Source organism: Leucobacter rhizosphaerae (assembly GCF_022919175.1).
GTDB lineage: Bacteria > Actinomycetota > Actinomycetes > Actinomycetales > Microbacteriaceae > Leucobacter > Leucobacter rhizosphaerae.
The window spans coordinates 361973-380492 of sequence record NZ_CP095043.1; the positions used below are offsets into that span (position 1 = coordinate 361973).

Consider the following 18520-nt stretch of genomic DNA (forward strand, 5'->3'; position numbering starts at 1 on the left):
CCCGGTGATGCGTAGCATCGGAGCATGCGCGTGCTGATCGTGGAAGACGAGCCCCTCCTGGCGGAGGGCATCCGGGACGGACTGCGGTTGGAGGCGATCGCCGCCGACATCGCCGGAGACGGCGACTCGGCGCTCGAACTCCTCAGCATCAATGCGTACGACGCCGCGGTGCTCGATCGGGATATCCCCGGGCCCTCCGGTGACGAGGTCGCTCGGTGGATCGTCGCGTCGGGGAGTGGGACGCCGATTCTCATGCTCACCGCCGCGGACCGGATGGACGATAAGGCCGCGGGTTTCGAGATGGGCGCCGACGACTACCTCACGAAGCCGTTCGAGCTGCGCGAGCTCGTGCTGCGGCTGCGCGCCATCGCGCGGCGTCGAGCCGCGGTCCGACCTCCCGTGCGATCGCTCGCGGGCCTGCGCCTCGATCCGTTCCGCCGCGAGGTGTTCCGCGACGATCGCTACGTTGCGCTGACCCGCAAGCAGTTCGCGGTACTGGAGGTGCTGATGGAGGCGGAGGGCGGTGTGGTGAGTGCGGAGGATCTCCTCGAGCGCGCCTGGGACGAGCACGCGAACCCCTTCACGAACGCGGTGCGGATCACGGTGTCTGCGCTGCGGAAGCGGCTCGGCGAGCCCGGGGTGATCGAGACGGTGCCCGGTGTGGGGTACCGTATCAGCGCCGATCCCGAGGGAGATGATCGTGCCTAGGCCCGCCGGCCCGAGTGCGCGGCTGAAGCTCGCGCTGAGCTATGCCGGGATGGTGATCGGGACCGGCGCGCTGCTGCTCGCCATCGTGTGGGTGTTCCTCCTGCGGTACGTACCCGACGGCTACATCGAGGCCTCGACGGGATTCGTGCCGAACCGGACGGACCTGCTCCGGGCGTTCGCACCGGCGGCCGGGCTCGCCCTCGCCGCCCTCGTGGTGGTCGGGGTGGCGGGCGGCTGGTGGCTGGCCGGGGTGATGCTCGCACCGCTCGCGCGGATCTCGCAGGCCGCGACGCTCGCCGGCCAGGGAGCGCTCTCGCATCGGATCGCACTCCCGGGGGCGCGCGACGAGTTCCGCGACCTCGCCGATGTCTTCGACACCATGCTCGGGCGACTCGAAGCCCATGTGGCGGAGCAGCAGCGCTTCGCCGCGAACGCCTCGCATGAGCTGCGCACCCCGCTCGCCATCTCGCGGACGCTGCTCGAGGTCGCGCAGCAGGATCCGGATCGTGACGTCGACGCCCTCCTCGCGCGCCTGCAGCAGGTCAACACCCGCGCCATCGAACTCGTCGACGCCCTGCTCGTGCTCAGCCGATCGGGTCGCGGACTCGACTCCGTCGCGCCGGTCGATCTCTCGCTCGCGGCCGAGGAGGCCGCGGAGAACCTGCTGCCGCTCGCGGAATCTCGACCGGTGCAGCTGATGGTCTCGGGCGATCCCGTTCGAGTGCTCGGGTCGGAGACGCTGCTGCGCCAGATGACGGCGAACCTCGTCCACAACGCCATCGTGCACAACCTCGTGGAGGACGGATCGGTGTGGGTGCGCACCGAGCACGACCGGGGTGTCGCGGTGCTCACCGTGGAAAACACAGGCGCGGAGCTCGACCCCGCGGGCCTCGCACACCTGCGTGAAGCCTTCCAGCGGGGTGCCGCTCGGACCCGCGATGCGGCGCGGGATCACGCGGGCGCGGGACTCGGGCTGGCGATCGTGCAGCACATCGTCACCGCCCACCGGGGTGCGCTGGAGCTCGCGCCGCGCCCGGGTGGCGGGGTGATCGCCACGGTCCGATTCGCGGCGCTCGCTGCCGAAACTGTGGAGTGACTGAACCATTCCCGGGGGAGCGTGGGTCTGTTGCTCCGCCCGTGCGCGAGGGGGGACTTGAACCCCCACGTCCGAAGACACTGGAACCTAAATCCAGCGCGTCTGCCAATTCCGCCACTCGCGCGTCGTGCCGGATCGGCACCCGAACAGCCTAGCGGGTGCCGGGGGAGCAGCCTCCGACGCGGCTGCCGACCCTATTCGACCGAACGCGCGCCGTGCGGCAGCGGCGCATCCGCCGGCACGCGAACCGTGACGTACCCGTCGGCGTCGATCTGCAGGGTCTGGCCCGCGAGCGCGTGCGTCGGCGCGGCCGCCGGGGCCGCAGGAGCAGGAGCCGTCGGCTCCGTCAGGTCGGATTCCAGCTCACCCGCGGAGAAACCGCGGGTCGCCGGCGCCGCGTGGTGGCTCATCCGGTCGATCAGCGCGAGCGCGAGGGCCGAGACGATGAACGCCAGGTGGATCATGACCTCCCAGAACACGCCGGTGCTCGAGTAGAGCACCGTCCCGTTCGCGTTGAGCACGACCCCGTTGTCCATACGGCCGACCTCGATGAAGGTCTTCAGCAGATGGATGGACGAGATCGAGATGATCGACACCGCCAGCTTCACCTTCAGCAGGTTCGTGTTGACGTGCGAGAGCCACTCGGGCTCATCGTGGTGGCCCTGCACCCGGATCTTCGACACAAAGGTCTCGTAGCCGCCGATGATCACCATGATGAGCAGGTTCGCGATCATGACGATGTCGATGAGCGCGAGCACACTCAGCATCACGTCGGTCTCGTTGATCTCGCCGGTCACGATGACCTTCTCGAACAGGTGCCACAGCTCCACGAAGAAGAGCACGACGTAGACCGCCTGGGCGATGATCAGCCCGAGGTAGAGGGGCGCCTGGAGCCAGCGGCTCGCGAAGATGAAGCCCGCGAGCGTGCGGGAGGCGGCACCGGGCCCGTGGTCTGCGGTGCGTTCGATGTACGGGGCGCGCTTGGTCACGTGGTGCCTCTCCTGCAAGATACTCGTCGAGAGATGATTGTATGCGGTGCATGGCGGCATGGCTGAGGATTCGCCGCGCGTGCGATGCGCACGAGACTCCCCGGAGTTGGCAGTAGACTGACCTTCGCGAAGGGGAGTATTCCAGTTTCGCCCGTGTCGTCAATACGCGCCGCTCCGTAGCGGCGCCGGTGCGGGCCGGGGTTGCACGCACGTGCGACCACCGGGAAGAGACCTTCGGCGTTTCGCGCACCCCGCGCCCAGCCGAAGGAACACACACCGGTGACCTCAGTTCTCCCTCTCTGGTTCGAAATCGGATCGATGATCGTGCTCGTCGCGATCCTCATCATCGACCTCGCACTCATCATCCGCCGGCCCCACGTGCCCTCCATGCGGGAGGCCAGCCTCTGGGTCGGCTTCTATGTGGTGCTCGCACTGATCTTCGCCGGTGCCATGTTCCTGCTCGGCGACGTGCAGCACGGAACCGAGTTCCTGGCCGGCTGGCTCACGGAGTACAGCCTCTCGATCGACAATCTCTTCGTCTTTGTGCTGATCCTTGCGAGCTTCAAGGTGCCGACTGCGTACCAGCAGCGGGCACTCATGATCGGCATCGTGCTCGCCCTCATCTTCCGCGGCATCTTCATCCTGGTCGGCGCCGCGATCATCGAGCGCTTCATCGCGATCTTCTTCATCTTCGGTGCCTGGCTCATCTGGACGGCCTGGCAGCAGGTCAAGCCCGGTGGACACGGCGACCAGGGCGATTCCTGGATCATCCGCCAGGTCAAGAAGGTCCTGCCCTTCAGCGACCACTACGACGGTGGCAAGCTCCGCACGGAGGTGGACGGCAAGCGCATGTTCACCCCGTTCCTCCTCGTGCTGATCGCCCTCGGCGCGACGGACCTGCTCTTCGCCCTCGACTCCATCCCGGCGATCTTCGGCATCACGCAGAGCCCGTTCATTGTCTTCACGGCAAACGTCTTCGCGCTGATGGGGCTGCGTCAGCTCTACTTCCTCCTCGGCGGTCTGCTCGAGCGCCTCGAGTACCTCAAGTACGGCATCGCGGCGATCCTGGCCTTCATCGGCGTGAAGCTGATCCTGCACGCCCTCCACGAGAACGAGCTCCCGTTCATCAACGGGGGCGAGCACGTCGCGGTCCCCGAGATCTCGACCTGGACGTCGCTCGGCTTCATCGTCGCAGCGATGGCGATCGCGACGGTCGCGAGCCTCGTCAAGGCGAACCGCGAGGCGAAGGCGCACGGCGAGCGTCTGCACCTGGGCGCGGCGGAGATTCCCGAGGACACGAAGTAGTCGATGGCACCGCTCCCACCGGGTCTGCGTGCACCCGGTGGTAGAGTGGTGCCATGCGTCAGCGGCAGCTGCTTCTTCACAGCCGCGACGGGGTCTAGCCAATCGGCCACCCGTCGCGGAGTTCAGGCATGGCCGATTCACTGCGCGGGCCCTCGGAGATCCGGGTTGACGGAATAAATCGTGCCGCGCGGCGATTGAATATCGCAGAGACTTGAGAAGAGAAGCACTATGAGTGATGAACACACGTCCGAGGTCCGCACGCCTCGGACCCTCGCGGAGAAGCTGTGGGACGACCACGTCGTCGTCAAGGGAGAGAACGGCGATCCGGATCTCATCTACATCGACCTCCACCTGATCCACGAGGTGACGAGCCCGCAGGCCTTCGACGGCCTCCGCGTCGCGGATCGCCCGCTGCGCCGCGTCGATCTGATGATCGCGACAGAGGATCACAACACTCCGACGCTCAACATCACGCGCGAGATCGAGGATCCCACGAGCCGCCTGCAGATCGAGACCCTGCGCAAGAACGTCGCGGAGTTCGGCGTGCGCGCGCACCCGCTTGGCGACAAGGAGCAGGGCATCGTGCACGTCGTCGGCCCGCAGCTCGGTCTCTCGATGCCGGGCATCACCGTCGTGTGCGGCGACAGCCACACCTCGACGCACGGCGCCTTCGGCTCCATCGCCTTCGGCATCGGCACGAGCGAGGTCGAGCACGTCATGGCCACGCAGACGCTGCCGCTGAAGCCGTTCAAGACCATGGCGATCAACGTCGAGGGCGAGCTCCGCCCCGGGGTCACCGCCAAGGACATCATCCTCGCGGTGATCGCGAAGATCGGCACCGGCGGCGGCCAGGGCTACGTGCTCGAGTACCGCGGCTCCGCGATCCGCTCGCTGTCGATGGACGGCCGCATGACGATCTGCAACATGTCGATCGAGGCGGGCGCCCGTGCCGGCATGGTCGCCCCCGACGAGGTCACGTACGAGTACGTGAAAGGCCGTCCGCACGCGCCCCAGGGTGCCGACTGGGATGAAGCCGTCGCCTACTGGAACACACTTCCCACCGACGAGGGCGCGGTCTTCGACGTCGAGGTCTTCATCGACGCGAACGAGCTCGAGCCCTTCGTGACCTGGGGAACGAACCCCGGCCAGGGTGTGCTGCTGAGCGACACCGTGCCCGATCCCGCGGCGATCGTCGACCCCAATGAGCGGGCCGCGGCCGAGCGCGCGCTGGAGTACATGGACCTGACCGCGGGCACTCCCATGAAGGAGATCCCGGTCGACGCCGTGTTCATGGGCTCCTGCACCAACAGCCGCCTCGACGACCTGCGCACCTTCGCGGAGATCATCAAGGGCAAGCAGAAGGCCGATGGAGTTCGTCTCATGGTCGTGCCCGGGTCTGCTCGGGTGCGGCTGGAGGCCGAGGCGGAGGGGATCGACAAGATCGTCGAGGAGTTCGGCGGCGAATGGCGATTCGCCGGGTGCTCCATGTGCCTCGGCATGAACCCGGATCAGTTGGAGCCGGGGGAGCGCTGCGCGTCGACCTCGAACCGCAACTTCGAGGGTCGCCAGGGCAAGGGCGGTCGCACGCACCTCGTGTCACCGCTGGTGGCCGCCGCGACGGCGATCCGCGGCACGCTCTCAAGCCCGTGGGATCTGCAGACCGATGCTGCTAACGGCATCTCCCACCAGGCATCCGATGCCCAGCAGAAGGTCGAGGCGTAACCCATGGAGCAGTTCCACACCCTCACCGGTCTGGCGATCCCGCTGAAGCGCTCGAACGTCGACACGGACCAGATCATCCCCGCGGTGTTCCTGAAGCGGGTCACGAAGACCGGCTTCGACGACGCGCTGTTCTACCACTGGCGCCAGGATCCCGACTTCATCCTCAACCAGCCCCAGTACCAGGGTGCCGAGATCCTCGTCGCCGGCCCCGACTTCGGCACGGGATCCTCGCGCGAGCACGCCGTCTGGGCGTTGCGCGACTACGGCTTCAAGGTGGTCATCTCCGCACGGTTCGCCGACATCTTCCGCGGCAACTCCGGGAAGCAGGGGCTGCTCGCGGCCCAGGTCGAGGAGGCCGACGTCGAGCGCCTGTGGGAGGCCATCGAGGCCGCACCCGGCACGCAGCTCACGGTGAGCCTCGAGGATCGCACGGTCGCGGTGGGCGATCTCGTCGTCCCGTTCCAGGTCGACGACTACACCCGCTGGCGGCTCATGGAGGGACTCGACGACATCTCGTTGACCCTCCGGAGCGAGGACAAGATCACGGAGTTCGAGGCCCGTCGCCCGAGCTGGATGCCCACGACGACACCGGTGGAGGCCGCATGAACCCGCAGGATACCCAGGAGCTCGGCGCCGTCGAGACCGAGCAGGATCAGACCGTCGCGTCGGACGCGACCGAGGATTCGGATGCCCGCGGGCGTCGCCTCGACGCACAGAAGGCCGGCGCCCGCGTGGGGCTGACCTCCGATGAGATCATCATCAACGGCGGTCGTCCGCTCAAGGGACGCATCGAGGTGCGCGGCGCGAAGAACCTCGCCACGAAAGCGATGGTCGCGGCACTCCTCGGCAAGTCCGCGAGTGTGCTCCGCAACGTGCCGAACATCTCCGACGTGCGTGTCGTCGCGGGCCTGCTCGCGCTGCACGGCGTGCTCATCACCCGGGGCGAGGATCCGGGCGAGTGGCGCCTCGATCCGTCGAACGTCGAGGTCGCGCACCAGGCCGATATCGACGCGCACGCGGGCTCCTCGCGGATCCCGATCCTCTTCTGCGGCCCCCTCCTGCACCGGCTGGGCGAGGCGTTCATCCCCGATCTCGGCGGCTGCCGGATCGGCGACCGCCCGATCGACTTCCACCTCGACGCGCTCCGCAGGTTCGGCGCCGTCATCGAGAAGCTGCCGAGCGGGATCAGCCTGACGGCCCCCGACGGGCTCAAGGGTGCGAACATCGAGCTGCCGTACCCCTCCGTCGGTGCGACCGAGCAGGTGCTGCTCACGGCGGTGCTCGCCGAGGGCCAGACCGAGCTGCGCAACGCCGCGATCGAGCCCGAGATCATCGACCTCATCTGCATCCTGCAGAAGATGGGCGCGATCATCACGGTCGAGCCGAACCGCGTGATCTTCATCGAGGGTGTGCCGGAGCTGCGCGGGTACGATCACCGCGCGATCTTCGATCGCAACGAGGCCGCGAGCTGGGCCGCTGCGGCGCTCGCGACCAAGGGCGACATCTTCGTCGGCGGGGTGAAGCAGGAGGAGATGATGACCTTCCTGAACGTCTTCCGCAAGGTCGGCGGCGACTTCGACGTGCGCGACGACGGGATCCGGTTCTGGCACCCGGGCGGCACGCTGAAGCCGGTCACGATCGAGACCGACGTGCACCCCGGCTTCATGACCGACTGGCAGCAGCCGCTCGTGGTCGCGCTCACGCAGGCGGAGGGCGTCTCCACGATCCACGAGACGGTCTACGAGAACCGCTTCGGCTTCACCGATGCCCTGAATCAGATGGGCGCAGGCATCGACGTCTACAAGGACGGGCTCAGCGACGACTCGCGACGCGTCATGCGCCGCGAGTTCGAGCAGGCCGCGGTGATCACCGGACCCACACCGCTCACCGGCGCGGATATCGAAGTGCCGGATCTGCGCGGCGGCTTCAGCCACCTCATCGCGGCGCTGACCGCCGAGGGGCAGTCGAAGGTCACGAACATCGGGATCATCTCGCGCGGATACGAGAACTTCATTGAGAAGCTCCGGCTGCTCGGCGCCGATTTCGTCTTCGAGAGCTAGGCGATTCTGGGAGTTCCGACCTGTCATGCCTCTTCCGGAGGCCCGGGTCGGGATAATTGAGTCATGACTGACACGGTGAAACTGCGGAGCAAGCCGTCCGCGGAGAAGCGACGCCCCGGGGTGTTCTGGGTCCTCGCGAGCATCAGCCTTCCCATCTGGTCGCTGATGGTCCGATACCGGTTCACTCCGACGTCGCGACTGCCGAAGACGGGTTCGTTCATCCTCGCGCCGAACCACTACAGCGAGATCGACCCGATCGCGATGGGGGCGGCGGTGTGGCACCTCGGTCGCCTGCCACGTTTCATGGCCAAGGCGAGCCTGTTCAAGGTGCCCGTGCTCGGGTGGCTCCTGAAGATCTCCGGCCAGATCCCGGTCGAGCGCGAGGGTGCGGTGCGGAACGGCGACGGACGCAAGAATCCGATGGGCGCGGCGGCCCAGCTGATCGAGCGCGAGTCCGCGATCATCGTCTATCCGGAGGGCACGCTGACGCGCGATCCCGAGCTGTGGCCCATGCGGGGCAAGAGCGGCGCGGTGCGACTCGCGCTCGAGTCCGGCGTGCCGCTGATCCCGGTCGCGCACTGGGGGACGCAAGAGCTGATGCCGCGCTACGCCAAGCGGATCCGACCGTTCCCGCGGAAGACCATCGAGGTCTCCGTTGGCGAGCCGCTCGACCTCAGTCGCTTCACCGGTCGTCCGCTCGACCAGAAGACGATCACCGAGGCGACCAACGAGCTGATGAGCGCGATCACCGCACTGCTCGCGGACCTGCGCGGCGAGACGCCACCGGCGGAGCGCTGGGATCCCAGCAAGCATCAGCAGACCGAGACGGGTCGGTTTTGACGACCCGGTCGAACCCCGTCGTGACATCGGGGAGCGGCGCGCGCAACCGCGGCCGCAAGGTGGCGGTGATCGGATCCGGCAGCTGGGGCACCACCTTCGCCAAGGTGCTGAGCGACGCCGGCTGCGACGTGACCATGTGGGCGCGGCGCCCCGAGGTCGCGAACGAGATCCAAGTGGCACGGCGCAACAGTCAGTACCTCCCCGGTATCAACCTGCCGAAGAACTTGAAGGCGACGGGAGACCTCGCCGTCGCCCTCACCGGGGCCCAGCTCGTGTTCCTCGCGGTGCCGAGCCAGACGCTCCGGCAGAATCTGCTCGACCTTGAGCCGTACCTCGACCGGCGGAGTGTGCTCGTCAGCCTCGTGAAGGGCGTCGAGAAGACCACGACCATGCGCATGTCCGAGGTCATCACCGACACCCTCGACATCGGTCCCGAGCGCATCGGGGTGGTGTCCGGGCCGAACATCGCGCTCGAGATCGCCAAGGAGCAGCCGACCGGCGCCGTGGCGTCGTGCGTCGACCTCCACGTCGCGCAGGAGATCGCGACCGCCTGCTCCGCGCCGTACTTCCGCAGCTACGTGAACACCGACGTCATCGGCACCGAGCTGGGCGGGGTGCTCAAGAACCTCATCGCGCTGGCGATCGGCATCGTCGACGGAGTCGGCTACGGCGAGAACACGAAGGCCGCGATCATCACGCGCGGCCTCGCCGAGATGACGGAGTTCGCGGTCGCGTCGGGTGCGGATCCCGCGACCCTGTCGGGGCTCGCCGGTCTCGGCGACCTCATCGCGACTTGCCAGTCGCCGCTCTCGCGCAACAATACCGCCGGCCGGCTCATCGGCCAGGGGTACTCGCAGGAGGAGACCCGCGAGCAGATGCAGCAGACGGCGGAGGGCATCACGTCCGTGCCGCCAGTGCTCGAGCTGGCCCGCGAGCGCGGCATCGTGATGCCGATCGTGGAGCAGGTGCAGATGGTGCTGAGCGGCACCATGGCGCCGAAGCACCTCGGACCGCACCTGGCGACGGAGGACGATGTGCCTCGACCAGAACTCACGCTGGGCGGCGCTCACCCGAGCCGCTGGCAGCGTTTCCTCAACCGCATGAAGGGACACCCCGCCTGATGTCGAGCACTCCGAAACGCACCGTCGTCCTCCTCTTCGGCGGCCGGTCGAGCGAGCACGGGATCAGCTGCGTCACCGCGGCGGGTGTGCTGCGCTCCATCGATCGCACGCGCTTCGACGTGATCCCGGTGGGGATCACGAAGCAGGGTGCGACCGTGCTCATGCAGGAGAGCGATCTCGAGGACTACCGGCTCGAGGCCGGGGCACTGCCCGAGGTGCATGACAACGGCACGCGGGTGCTGTGGCCCGCGTCGACGGCCACGCGCACGCTCACCGTGATCGAGCAGTCGAGTGCGCTGCGCTCGCTCGGCCACGTCGACGCGGTGCTGCCGATGCTGCACGGGCCGTACGGCGAGGACGGCACGGTGCAGGGCATGCTCGACCTCGTCGACCTGCCGTACGTCGGGAGCGGGGTGCTCGGGTCGGCGCTCTGCATGGACAAGCACGCCGTGAAGACGGTGCTCGCGGACGCGGGGATCGCCGTGGCGCCGTGGCGCACGGTGACGCAGTCGCAGATCACGCGGGATCCCTCGCTCGCGGAGACGCTCGACGAGGGGCTGCAGTATCCGCTCTTCGTGAAGCCGGCGCGTGCGGGTTCGAGCGTGGGGGTGAGCCGGGTGACGGACGCCTCCGAGATCCCGGCCGCCCTGGAACTGGCCTTCGCCGAGGACCGCACCGTACTCATCGAGTCCGGTGTGACCGGCCGCGAGGTGGAGATCGCCGTGCTTGAGGGACGCGGGCAGGACGGGCCGCGCACGAGCAGCGTGATCGGCGAGATCGTGTTCACGGGCCGCGACTTCTACGATTTCGAGGCGAAGTACCTCGGTGCCGCGGGCGTGGAGCTCGAGCTGCCGGCACGCGTCACGGAGGGGGAGTTCGCGTCGATCCGGGATGCCGCGGTGCGGGCGTTCGAGGTGACGCAGTGCGCGGGGCTCGCGCGGATCGACTTCTTCCTGACCGCGGACGGGCCGGTGCTGAACGAGATCAACACGCTCCCCGGGTTCACCCCCATCTCGATGTATCCGCGGCTGTGGCAGGAGTCGGGTCTCGGGTACACGGAGCTGATCACGGAGCTCGTGGAGCTCGCGATCGAGAAGTCCGCCGCGTATTAGGGCTGCGGGCTGCGGGCTGCGGGCTGCGGGTCCTGGGCTCCGAGCCGCGTGCCGCGTCACGCCATGCGGTGGTCACTCGTCATGCGGTTAAAGAGGCAGGTTCCTGACCGCATGAGCTGCGACAACCGCATGAGTGGACGCGGGCCCGGACACCGCCACGCCGCTGACGGCATTCGTCGCTCCAGGCTGCGGACGGCGTACGCGGAAGTCTGATTTCTCCACTGTTCTCGAGAGCTGTTCACCGCTCCACCGGACTCGGGCACGCTGCAACCATGAGCTCGCTCTTCGACCTGCTCCGCGCGCGTGATGGCATTGCGCGCACGAGCCTGCTGCGTGACGCGGGGGTCACCCGTCGTGACATCGATCGTGCGTTCGCGGCTGGTGCAGTGGTGCGTCCGCGACGCGGGTGGATCGCATTGCCGGCGGCCGATCCGGCATTGCTGCTCGCCGCGCGCCAGCACGTGGTGCTGAGCTGTGTGACGCAGGCGAAACGACTCGGGCTGTGGGTGCGCGAGCCGTCTCCGGTGCCGCACGTCGCCGCGCCACGTGCGAATGCGCACGTGCGTGGGGTCGGAGTCGTGGTCCATTGGAAGCGGCCTGTCGTGCCACGACCGCCGTTCTTGTTGGCGGACGGGATCGAGAACCTGCTGTGCCACGTGGCTGAGTGCCAACCTTCGGAGGATGCGCTCGTGATCTGGGAGTCCGCGCTCAACGCCCGGCTCGTCACGCACGGGCACCTGGCGACGCTCCCGCTCGGACGCGCGGCTCGGCGCATCCTGGACGCCAGTAGCCCGTTTGCGGACTCAGGACTTGAGTCGATCGTGCACGCGCGCCTGCGGTGGATCCCGGCGCGGATCCGACAGCAGGTGGTCATCGCCGGGCATCGCGTCGACTTCTTGATCGGCTCGCGGCTCGTTCTGCAGATCGACGGAGCTCATCACACGGGCGCCCAGCGCACGAGCGACATCGCACACGACGCCCGGCTGCTCCAACTCGGGTACACCGTGATCCGGGTGTCGTATTCCCAAGTGATGTTCGCGTGGGAAGAGGTGCAGGATTCGGTGCTGCAAGCGATGGCACGGGACAGACACCTCGTCGCAGCCGGGCACACTCTGCGGCCCTCACACCTCACGCGGTCGCTGTAACCCGATTCGAACCGCCTGACGCGCAGCAACCGCGTGACGCGCCGGGACACCGGCGACCGCGCCGGGACACCGGCGGCGACTCTACATCCCCAGGTTCTCGGCGAGGCTGGTGCACTTGCGCTCCTGAGGAAGCTCGCGGGCCACCGCGCTCAGGTCGTTCACCACATCGGTGCCGCTGAGCTGCTCGGATTCCACGAATACCTCGAGGCCGGGGCTGCGCCCGTACGCCTCGAAACGGTAGAGCGGGGCAGCGCTCTCGTCGATGATCCAGTCGACGCCGTTCACGTTCACGCACGTGTCGGTCGTGGGACCGCTGGGCTCGATCCCGCACCGCAACTGCACCACGGCCGGATCGCCCCAGGCGCCCGTCGACTGCGCGTTCGTCGTGCGGCGGTCGAGCTCGGCCACGGTGTCGGGCAGCCGCACGATCACATCGGCGCACGCCGGGCTGTTCGCGTCCGCGGCCGGCTCCATCGGCACCTCTCCGGCACACGCCGCGAGCAGCGGTGCGAGCGCGACCCCCGCAATACCCGCGGCCAACATCCGTCGTGCACGCGTGCGGCGCGGCCTGATCTCGTGCGAAGTCACCCCATCAGCCTAGCCACTGCAACTGAACGTCACGGTAACGTGGGGGCGTGAGCAGCAGGCGTACGGAGACCGGAACCGGAGTACCGACCGGTGCCGACACGGGATCCGATACTGTCGGCATTGCCGGTGAGGCGGGTGTGCTCCGGCGTGTCCTCGCGCAGCTGGCGCCCTCGGAGGCCGCCGTGGTCGGCCCCGGGGACGACTCGGCAGTGCTGCGGGTCCGGGGTGACCTGGTGGTGACGAGCGACACCATGATCGAGGGGCCGGACTTTCGCCGCGCCTGGCACCGCGGCTTCGATCTGGGCTGGAAGCTCGCCGCCACGAACCTCTCCGATGTCGCGGCCATGGGTGCGCGGCCGACCGGCCTCACCGTCTCGCTCGCGGTGCCTCGCGACACACCGGTCGCGCTGCTCGAGGAGATCGCCCGCGGCCTGACGGCGGCCTGCGCGGCGCTCGCACCGGGCTGCGGGGTCGTCGGAGGCGACCTCGGCACCGCTCCCGTGATCACGGCCGCCGTGACCGCGATCGGTGAGCTCGACGGCACTCCGCCCGTGCTGCGGAGTGAGGCTCGGGCGGGGGATCAGGTCGCGTACGCCGGGGATCTCGGTCTCGCGGGCCTGGGGCTCACCCTGCTGTTCAGCGATGGCGTAGACGCAGACGGCGTTGCGCACGCCCGCGGGATCGCGCGGCACTTGGCCACGCACCCTCGATTGCTCGCGGCCCAACTCGCCCCGACCCCGCCGATCGCTCTCGGCCGCATCGCGGCGCAGGCCGGGGCGACGGCGATGATGGACGTCTCCGACTCCCTGTCCCTCGACGCGGACCGACTCGCGCGGGCGAGTAGTCGCGACCCGGAGGCGGCAGAGACCTCATCCACGAAACGCTCGCAGGCCGTCACGATCGATCTCGATTCGGCGGGGCTGCTGCACGCGTTCGGCGAGCAGCACGGAGAGTCGGTCCCACTGGAGGCCATGCTGGCCGGGGGAGAGGATCACGGTCTGCTCGCCGCATTCCCGGCCGATACGACGCTGCCGGCGGGCTTCCACCGCATCGGCAGCGTCGTTCCCGCGGTTGCAAGATCCGCGGCACTCACCCTGGACGGCGACCCGACCGAGCCCCGCGGGTGGGATCCCTTCACCGTGCGGCTCCCGGGCCTCGGCGAGGTGTAGCGCACTCGGAACCGCGCCCCAGCGGCGCCGAGCACTTCGCTCACTCGGCGTCGTCCACCAGCCGCAGCGCCGCCCAGAGCTCGGCGCGCGTGTCGGGGGAATCGAGGTCGCTCTGCAGCAGGTTCGCTGCGGTCTGCACGCGTGTGCGGAGCGTATGCCGATGCACGCCGAGCTCCGCCGCCGCCGGGCTCGTCTGCCCGTGATGCGCGAGCCAGGTCCGCAGGCTCGCCTCGATGTGGTCGCCGTGCCGCGTGTCGTGGTGCCGGATCGGCGCCAGCAACCCCTCCGCACGTCGTCGCGCCTCGGGGTGCGTCCCCAGCAGGTGCAGCACCCCGTCATGCAGTGCTGGCAGGTAGTCGACGGGTCCGTCCGCATCGCTCGCGAGCGCGTGCTCGAGCGCACGCTCGGCCTCGCCGAGGAGCGTCGTCAGGTCGTCGATCGGCCCGCGCTCCGAGATGCCGGCGGGCACCCGATGCGCGAGCAGCAACCGTCGCAGGCCCGGAAGGTGGCGGGTCTCCGCGAAGACCACGGGCCCGCCATCGAGCTCCGCACGGAGAAGCCCGGGGCTCCCGGCATCGAACGACTCCAGATCCGGTAGAAACGCCGCGTCGATCCGCTGCGGGAGCGCGAACCGGATCACGACGACGGGGCCGCGCGGCACCCGGGCGAGCACACCCGTGGCGAGCTTTTCCGCGAGCACCGCATCCCCGGTGAGCAGCAGCTGCGCGATGGCGGTGCGCAGGGTCGCTTCAGCCGCATCGAGCCCGCTGCGGTGCTCCAGCTGCACAGTGGCGAGGGCCGCGACGAGACCGAGCAGCGCCCGCTCCGCGTGATCCGGCGCACCCTGGTCCTCCACCACGAGCACCCCGAGCACCTTGCCCTCGCGACCGAGCGCCTGCATCTGCAGGCCGTGCCCATCGTGGCCCCCGCTGTGGTCGGCGCCGATGCGTCCGGAGCTCAGCCCGCGTTCGATGAGCTGGCGGGTCTCGCGGCGGATCCACTCGGGATGCGCGCGCGGTCGGGCCGACTGCGGCGCGAACTCGACGATCCGCCCCGAACGGTCCGTGATCCCGACCCATCGACCCAGCCGGCTGGCGGCCTCGCGCACCGCGGCACCGAGACCATCCCGGTGCATCGACGCGTTCGACACGGCGCGCTGCGAGTCGAGCGCCCAGATATCGCGTTCCCGCAGTTGCGCGTCGAGGAGGCGCGCGGCGCCCTGCACGATCGCGATGAAGGAGGTGTCGTACGGCACGCGGAAGAGAGGCAGCCCCAACCGGTCGCAGGCGCTCACGAACGTCGCGGGCACGCGGTCCCAGTGCAGGCCGACGGCAATGCCGAGTGCGGTCGTGCCGGCATCGATGAGGCGTTGCACGTAGGCGTCCGCCGCCTGTTGATCCCGGATCCCCGAGAAGCGCGCGCCCGTGGTGAGCAGCACGGTGCGCGGGGGGAGGAACGGCGTGGGATCCTCGAGCTCGCTGCTGTGCACCCACTGCACAGGGCGCGAGGGGGTGTCGGCATCGGATCCTGCGATCAGCACGAGCCCGAGGGTGTACTGGTGGAGCAGCGACCCGAGCTCGATGGTCGGGTACGAGGATCCGGCCGCGCTCCCGCGCGGGACCGCCATCGGTGCTGCCATGCTGCTCCGCCTCCCGGGAACGGCACGCCGTGCCGCATTGTCGAATCTTCTGGTTCGAATACTCCATTGTGGCACGAAGTCCGACCGATGGTGGGGTCTAGGCTGATCCCGAACCCAATCGGCCGAGAACCCTCGCGACAGCGCGATCATCGAGCCGAACGCCGTCACCCAAAGGAGAATCCCATGGCCGATGTCACCGTCACCGGTGGTCCCTCGCTTCCGCAGGAGCGCAAGCTCGTCACCAGCATCCCCGGGCCGAAGTCGCTCGAGCTGATCGCGCGGAAGAACGCCGCCGTCGCGGCCGGTGTGGGTGTCGCGCTGCCCGTTTCGATCGTCGCGGCCGGTGGCGGCGTCATGATCGACGCCGACGGTAACTCGCTCATCGACCTCGGCTCCGGCATCGCCGTGACCGGCGTCGGCAACTCGGCCCCCGCGGTCGTCGAGGCCGTGATCAACCAGGTGCAGCAGTTCACGCACACCTGCTTCACCGTCACGCCCTACGACGGCTACGTCGCCGTCGCCGAGAAGCTCAACTCGCTCATTCCGGGCGACCACGAGAAGCGCTCCGCACTCTTCAACTCGGGTGCCGAGGCCGTCGAGAACGCGATCAAGATCGCACGTCACTACACGAAGAAGAACGCCGTCGTCGTCTTCGACCACGCGTACCACGGTCGCACCAACCTGACCATGGGCATGACCGCGAAGAACATCCCCTACAAGGACGGCTTCGGCCCCTTCGCTCCCGAGATCTACCGGGTGCCGACCTCCTACCCGTTCCGCGACGGGCTCAGCGGTGCCGAGGCGGCCAAGGTCGCGCTCACCCAGATCGAGAAGCAGGTCGGTGCCTCGAACCTGGCCGCGATCATCATCGAGCCCATTCAGGGCGAGGGTGGCTTCATCGCTCCCGCCGAGGGCTTCCTCCCCGCACTCCAGGAGTGGGCGACCGCGAACGGCGTCGTGTTCATCCTCGACGAGGTGCAGACCGGCTTCGCCCGCACGGGCGACCTGTTCGCGGCGAACCACGAGGGTGTCGTCGCAGACCTCGTCACGACCGCCAAGGGCATCGCGGGCGGGCTGCCGCTCTCCGCAGTGACCGGCCGCGCCGAGATCATGGATTCTGCGCACGCCGGTGGCCTCGGTGGCACCTACGCGGGCAGCCCGATCGCCTGCGCCGCCGCGCTCGCGACGATCGACACCTACGAGAAGGAGAACCTCACCGAGCGCGCCCGCGAGATCGGCGCCATCATCGATGAGTTCTTCGGCGAGATTGCGAAGTCCGACGACCGCATCGGCGAGATCCGCGGTCGCGGTGCGCTGAAGGCCATCGAGTTCGTGGAGTCGGGATCGAAGACCCCGAACGCCGCCATCACCGGTGCGATCGCGAAGGCGGCCGGCGAGAACGGCGTCATCGTGCTGACCTGCGGCACCTACGGCAACGTGGTCCGCTTCCTCCCGCCGCTCTCCATCTCGGACGAGCTGCTCCGCGAGGGCCTCCAGGTCGTCGCCGACGCCCTGGCCGCCAACTAATTCCGCGTTTCTGAAGGGACACTAGACCTATGGCACTGAAGCCCAACGAGCAGGATCTGCTCGATCGCGTCCAGTCCGGCCTCGGGATCGGGGGCACTTGGGAGCCCTCGACGTCGGGTGCGACGCTCGACGTGCAGGATCCCGCGACCGGCGAGACCATCAAGTCCATCGCGGACGCGACCGTCGAGGACGCCGTGCGCGCGCTCGACGCGGCCGTCGCCGCTCAGGACTCCTGGGCCGCGACGCCGTCCCGCGAGCGCTCGAACATCCTGCGCCGCGCGTTCGACCTCCTCATGGAGCGCAAGGAGGACTTCGCGCTGCTCATGAGCATGGAGATGGGCAAGCCCATCGCCGAGGCGCGCGGTGAGGTGAACTACGGCGGCGAGTTCCTCCGGTGGTTCTCGGAGGAGGCCGTGCGGGTGCGCGGCGACTACCGCGACAACCCGGAGGGCACCGGCCATATGGTCGTCTCCCACATCCCCGTGGGCCCGACCTACTTCATCACGCCGTGGAACTTCCCGCTCGCGATGGCGACCCGCAAGATCGCTCCGGCGCTGGCCGCCGGCTGCACGGTCGTCATCAAGCCCGCTGCGCTCACCCCGCTCACCACCATCTTCTTCGCGCAGCTGCTCGAGGAGGCCGGGGTGCCGGCGGGTGTGGTGAACGTGGTCGCCACCTCGAAGTCGAGTGCGCAGTCGAGTGCGCTGCTGTCTGACTCGCGTCTGCGCAAGCTGAGCTTCACCGGTTCCACGCCCGTCGGCGTGAAGCTGCTCGAGGCGTCAGCGCAGAACGTGCTGCGCACGTCGATGGAGCTCGGCGGCAACGCGCCGTTCGTGGTGTTCGAGGACGCGGATCTCGACCGTGCGGTCGAGGGAGCGCTGCTCGCGAAGTTCCGCAACATCGGCCAGGCCTGCACCGCCGCCAACCGCGTGATCGTGCACGAGTCGGTCGCCGACGAGTTCGCCCGCCGTGTGGGCGAGAAGGTCGCCGCGATGACGATCGGTCGTGGCGCGGAGGAGGGCAACGACATCGGCGCGCTCGTCGACGACAAGGCGGTCACCAACACCGCTCGCCTCGTCGCGGACGCGATCGAGACCGGCGCGACGATCGTCACCGGTGGCGAGACCATCGACGGCCCGGGCAACTTCTTCCAGCCCACGGTCATCGACAACCTCAGCCCGCAGTCGGCGATCATGCGCGAGGAGATCTTCGGCCCGGTGCTCGGGATCATCCGCTTCTCGACCGAGGACGAGGCCGTGGAGATCGCGAACAACACCGAGTACGGTCTCGTGAGCTACGTCTTCACCGAGAACATCCACCGCGGGCACCGCATGATCGAGAAGCTCGAGACCGGCATGATGGGCCTGAACACCGGCATCGTGTCGAACGCCGCTGCGCCGTTCGGCGGCATCAAGCAGTCGGGCATCGGCCGCGAGGGCGGCTTCGAGGGGATCCACGAGTTCCTCTCGACGAAGTACACCCTGATCCCGCGGACCTAG

16 protein-coding genes and 1 tRNA gene are annotated in these 18520 nt (G+C 68.7%); 13 read left to right on the forward strand and 4 right to left on the reverse strand.

Annotated features, from left to right (window positions below):
* The first annotated feature begins 24 nt into the window (after positions 1 to 24).
* Together MUN76_RS01675 and MUN76_RS01680 are read left to right on the forward strand one after the other, a co-directional pair.
* A complete protein-coding gene (locus MUN76_RS01675) occupies positions 25 to 708 on the forward strand; it encodes a response regulator transcription factor (RefSeq protein WP_244686588.1) in 684 nt (227 codons plus the stop codon).
* Positions 695 to 1804, forward strand: coding sequence for a sensor histidine kinase (locus MUN76_RS01680; RefSeq protein WP_283248112.1), 1110 nt, complete (start codon positions 695 to 697; stop codon positions 1802 to 1804). Before MUN76_RS01675 ends, MUN76_RS01680 begins: the two co-directional genes overlap by 14 nt.
* 42 nt (positions 1805 to 1846) lie before the next feature.
* Here the strand turns inward: MUN76_RS01680 and MUN76_RS01685 are convergent.
* A tRNA-Leu gene (locus tag MUN76_RS01685) sits at positions 1847 to 1928 on the reverse strand.
* A 70-nt stretch (positions 1929 to 1998) separates the two neighbouring features.
* Complete coding sequence (locus MUN76_RS01690; protein WP_244686592.1) at positions 1999 to 2793, reverse strand: TIGR00645 family protein; 795 nt, start codon at positions 2791 to 2793, stop codon at positions 1999 to 2001.
* Positions 2794 to 3072: 279 nt separating this feature from the next.
* On the opposite strand from MUN76_RS01690, the gene MUN76_RS01695 reads away from it, so the two are divergent.
* The 8 genes from MUN76_RS01695 to MUN76_RS01730 all read left to right on the forward strand — a co-directional run bounded on the left by MUN76_RS01695 (position 3073) and on the right by MUN76_RS01730 (position 12098).
* The gene (locus MUN76_RS01695; RefSeq protein ID WP_244686593.1) at positions 3073 to 4098 is read left to right on the forward strand and encodes a TerC/Alx family metal homeostasis membrane protein; all 1026 of its coding nucleotides are present in this window, start codon (positions 3073 to 3075) and stop codon (positions 4096 to 4098) included.
* Between the two features lie 228 nt (positions 4099 to 4326).
* Complete coding sequence (gene leuC / locus MUN76_RS01700; RefSeq protein WP_244686595.1) at positions 4327 to 5820, forward strand: 3-isopropylmalate dehydratase large subunit; 1494 nt, start codon at positions 4327 to 4329, stop codon at positions 5818 to 5820.
* 3 nt (positions 5821 to 5823) lie between these two features.
* The gene (gene leuD / locus MUN76_RS01705) at positions 5824 to 6426 is read left to right on the forward strand and encodes a 3-isopropylmalate dehydratase small subunit (RefSeq protein ID WP_244686597.1); all 603 of its coding nucleotides are present in this window, start codon (positions 5824 to 5826) and stop codon (positions 6424 to 6426) included.
* 125 nt (positions 6427 to 6551) lie between these two features.
* Positions 6552 to 7880, forward strand: a complete 1329-nt coding sequence (gene murA, locus MUN76_RS01710) for a UDP-N-acetylglucosamine 1-carboxyvinyltransferase (protein ID WP_244688610.1) — start codon at positions 6552 to 6554, stop codon at positions 7878 to 7880.
* A 63-nt stretch (positions 7881 to 7943) separates the two neighbouring features.
* Positions 7944 to 8720 (forward strand): lysophospholipid acyltransferase family protein, encoded by a 777-nt coding sequence (locus tag MUN76_RS01715; protein WP_244686599.1) that lies wholly within the window; start codon positions 7944 to 7946, stop codon positions 8718 to 8720.
* Positions 8717 to 9841 (forward strand): NAD(P)H-dependent glycerol-3-phosphate dehydrogenase, encoded by a 1125-nt coding sequence (locus MUN76_RS01720; RefSeq protein ID WP_244686600.1) that lies wholly within the window; start codon positions 8717 to 8719, stop codon positions 9839 to 9841. The genes MUN76_RS01715 and MUN76_RS01720 overlap by 4 nt, the downstream gene beginning before the upstream one ends.
* Positions 9841 to 10953 carry a D-alanine--D-alanine ligase family protein gene (locus tag MUN76_RS01725; protein WP_244686602.1) on the forward strand — a complete coding sequence of 371 codons (1113 nt, stop codon included), beginning with the start codon at positions 9841 to 9843 and terminating at the stop codon, positions 10951 to 10953. The genes MUN76_RS01720 and MUN76_RS01725 overlap by 1 nt, the downstream gene beginning before the upstream one ends.
* Before the next feature lie 272 nt (positions 10954 to 11225).
* Positions 11226 to 12098 carry a DUF559 domain-containing protein gene (locus MUN76_RS01730; RefSeq protein ID WP_244686604.1) on the forward strand — a complete coding sequence of 291 codons (873 nt, stop codon included), beginning with the start codon at positions 11226 to 11228 and terminating at the stop codon, positions 12096 to 12098.
* Between the two features lie 81 nt (positions 12099 to 12179).
* Here MUN76_RS01730 and MUN76_RS01735 read toward each other — a convergent pair whose 3' ends face one another.
* A complete protein-coding gene (locus MUN76_RS01735; RefSeq protein WP_244686606.1) occupies positions 12180 to 12686 on the reverse strand; it encodes a DUF3515 domain-containing protein in 507 nt (168 codons plus the stop codon).
* Positions 12687 to 12733: 47 nt separating this feature from the next.
* On the opposite strand from MUN76_RS01735, the gene thiL reads away from it, so the two are divergent.
* Positions 12734 to 13855 carry a thiamine-phosphate kinase gene (thiL, locus tag MUN76_RS01740; protein WP_244686607.1) on the forward strand — a complete coding sequence of 374 codons (1122 nt, stop codon included), beginning with the start codon at positions 12734 to 12736 and terminating at the stop codon, positions 13853 to 13855.
* Between the two features lie 40 nt (positions 13856 to 13895).
* On the opposite strand, the gene MUN76_RS01745 is transcribed toward thiL, so the two are convergent.
* The gene (locus MUN76_RS01745) at positions 13896 to 15494 is read right to left on the reverse strand and encodes a PucR family transcriptional regulator (protein WP_244686609.1); all 1599 of its coding nucleotides are present in this window, start codon (positions 15492 to 15494) and stop codon (positions 13896 to 13898) included.
* Between the two features lie 183 nt (positions 15495 to 15677).
* Here MUN76_RS01745 and gabT point away from each other — a divergent pair, with 183 nt between their 5' ends.
* Together gabT and MUN76_RS01755 are read left to right on the forward strand one after the other, a co-directional pair.
* Positions 15678 to 17021 carry a 4-aminobutyrate--2-oxoglutarate transaminase gene (gabT, locus tag MUN76_RS01750; protein ID WP_244686611.1) on the forward strand — a complete coding sequence of 448 codons (1344 nt, stop codon included), beginning with the start codon at positions 15678 to 15680 and terminating at the stop codon, positions 17019 to 17021.
* A gap of 29 nt (positions 17022 to 17050) precedes the next feature.
* Positions 17051 to 18520 carry an NAD-dependent succinate-semialdehyde dehydrogenase gene (locus MUN76_RS01755; RefSeq protein ID WP_244686613.1) on the forward strand — a complete coding sequence of 490 codons (1470 nt, stop codon included), beginning with the start codon at positions 17051 to 17053 and terminating at the stop codon, positions 18518 to 18520.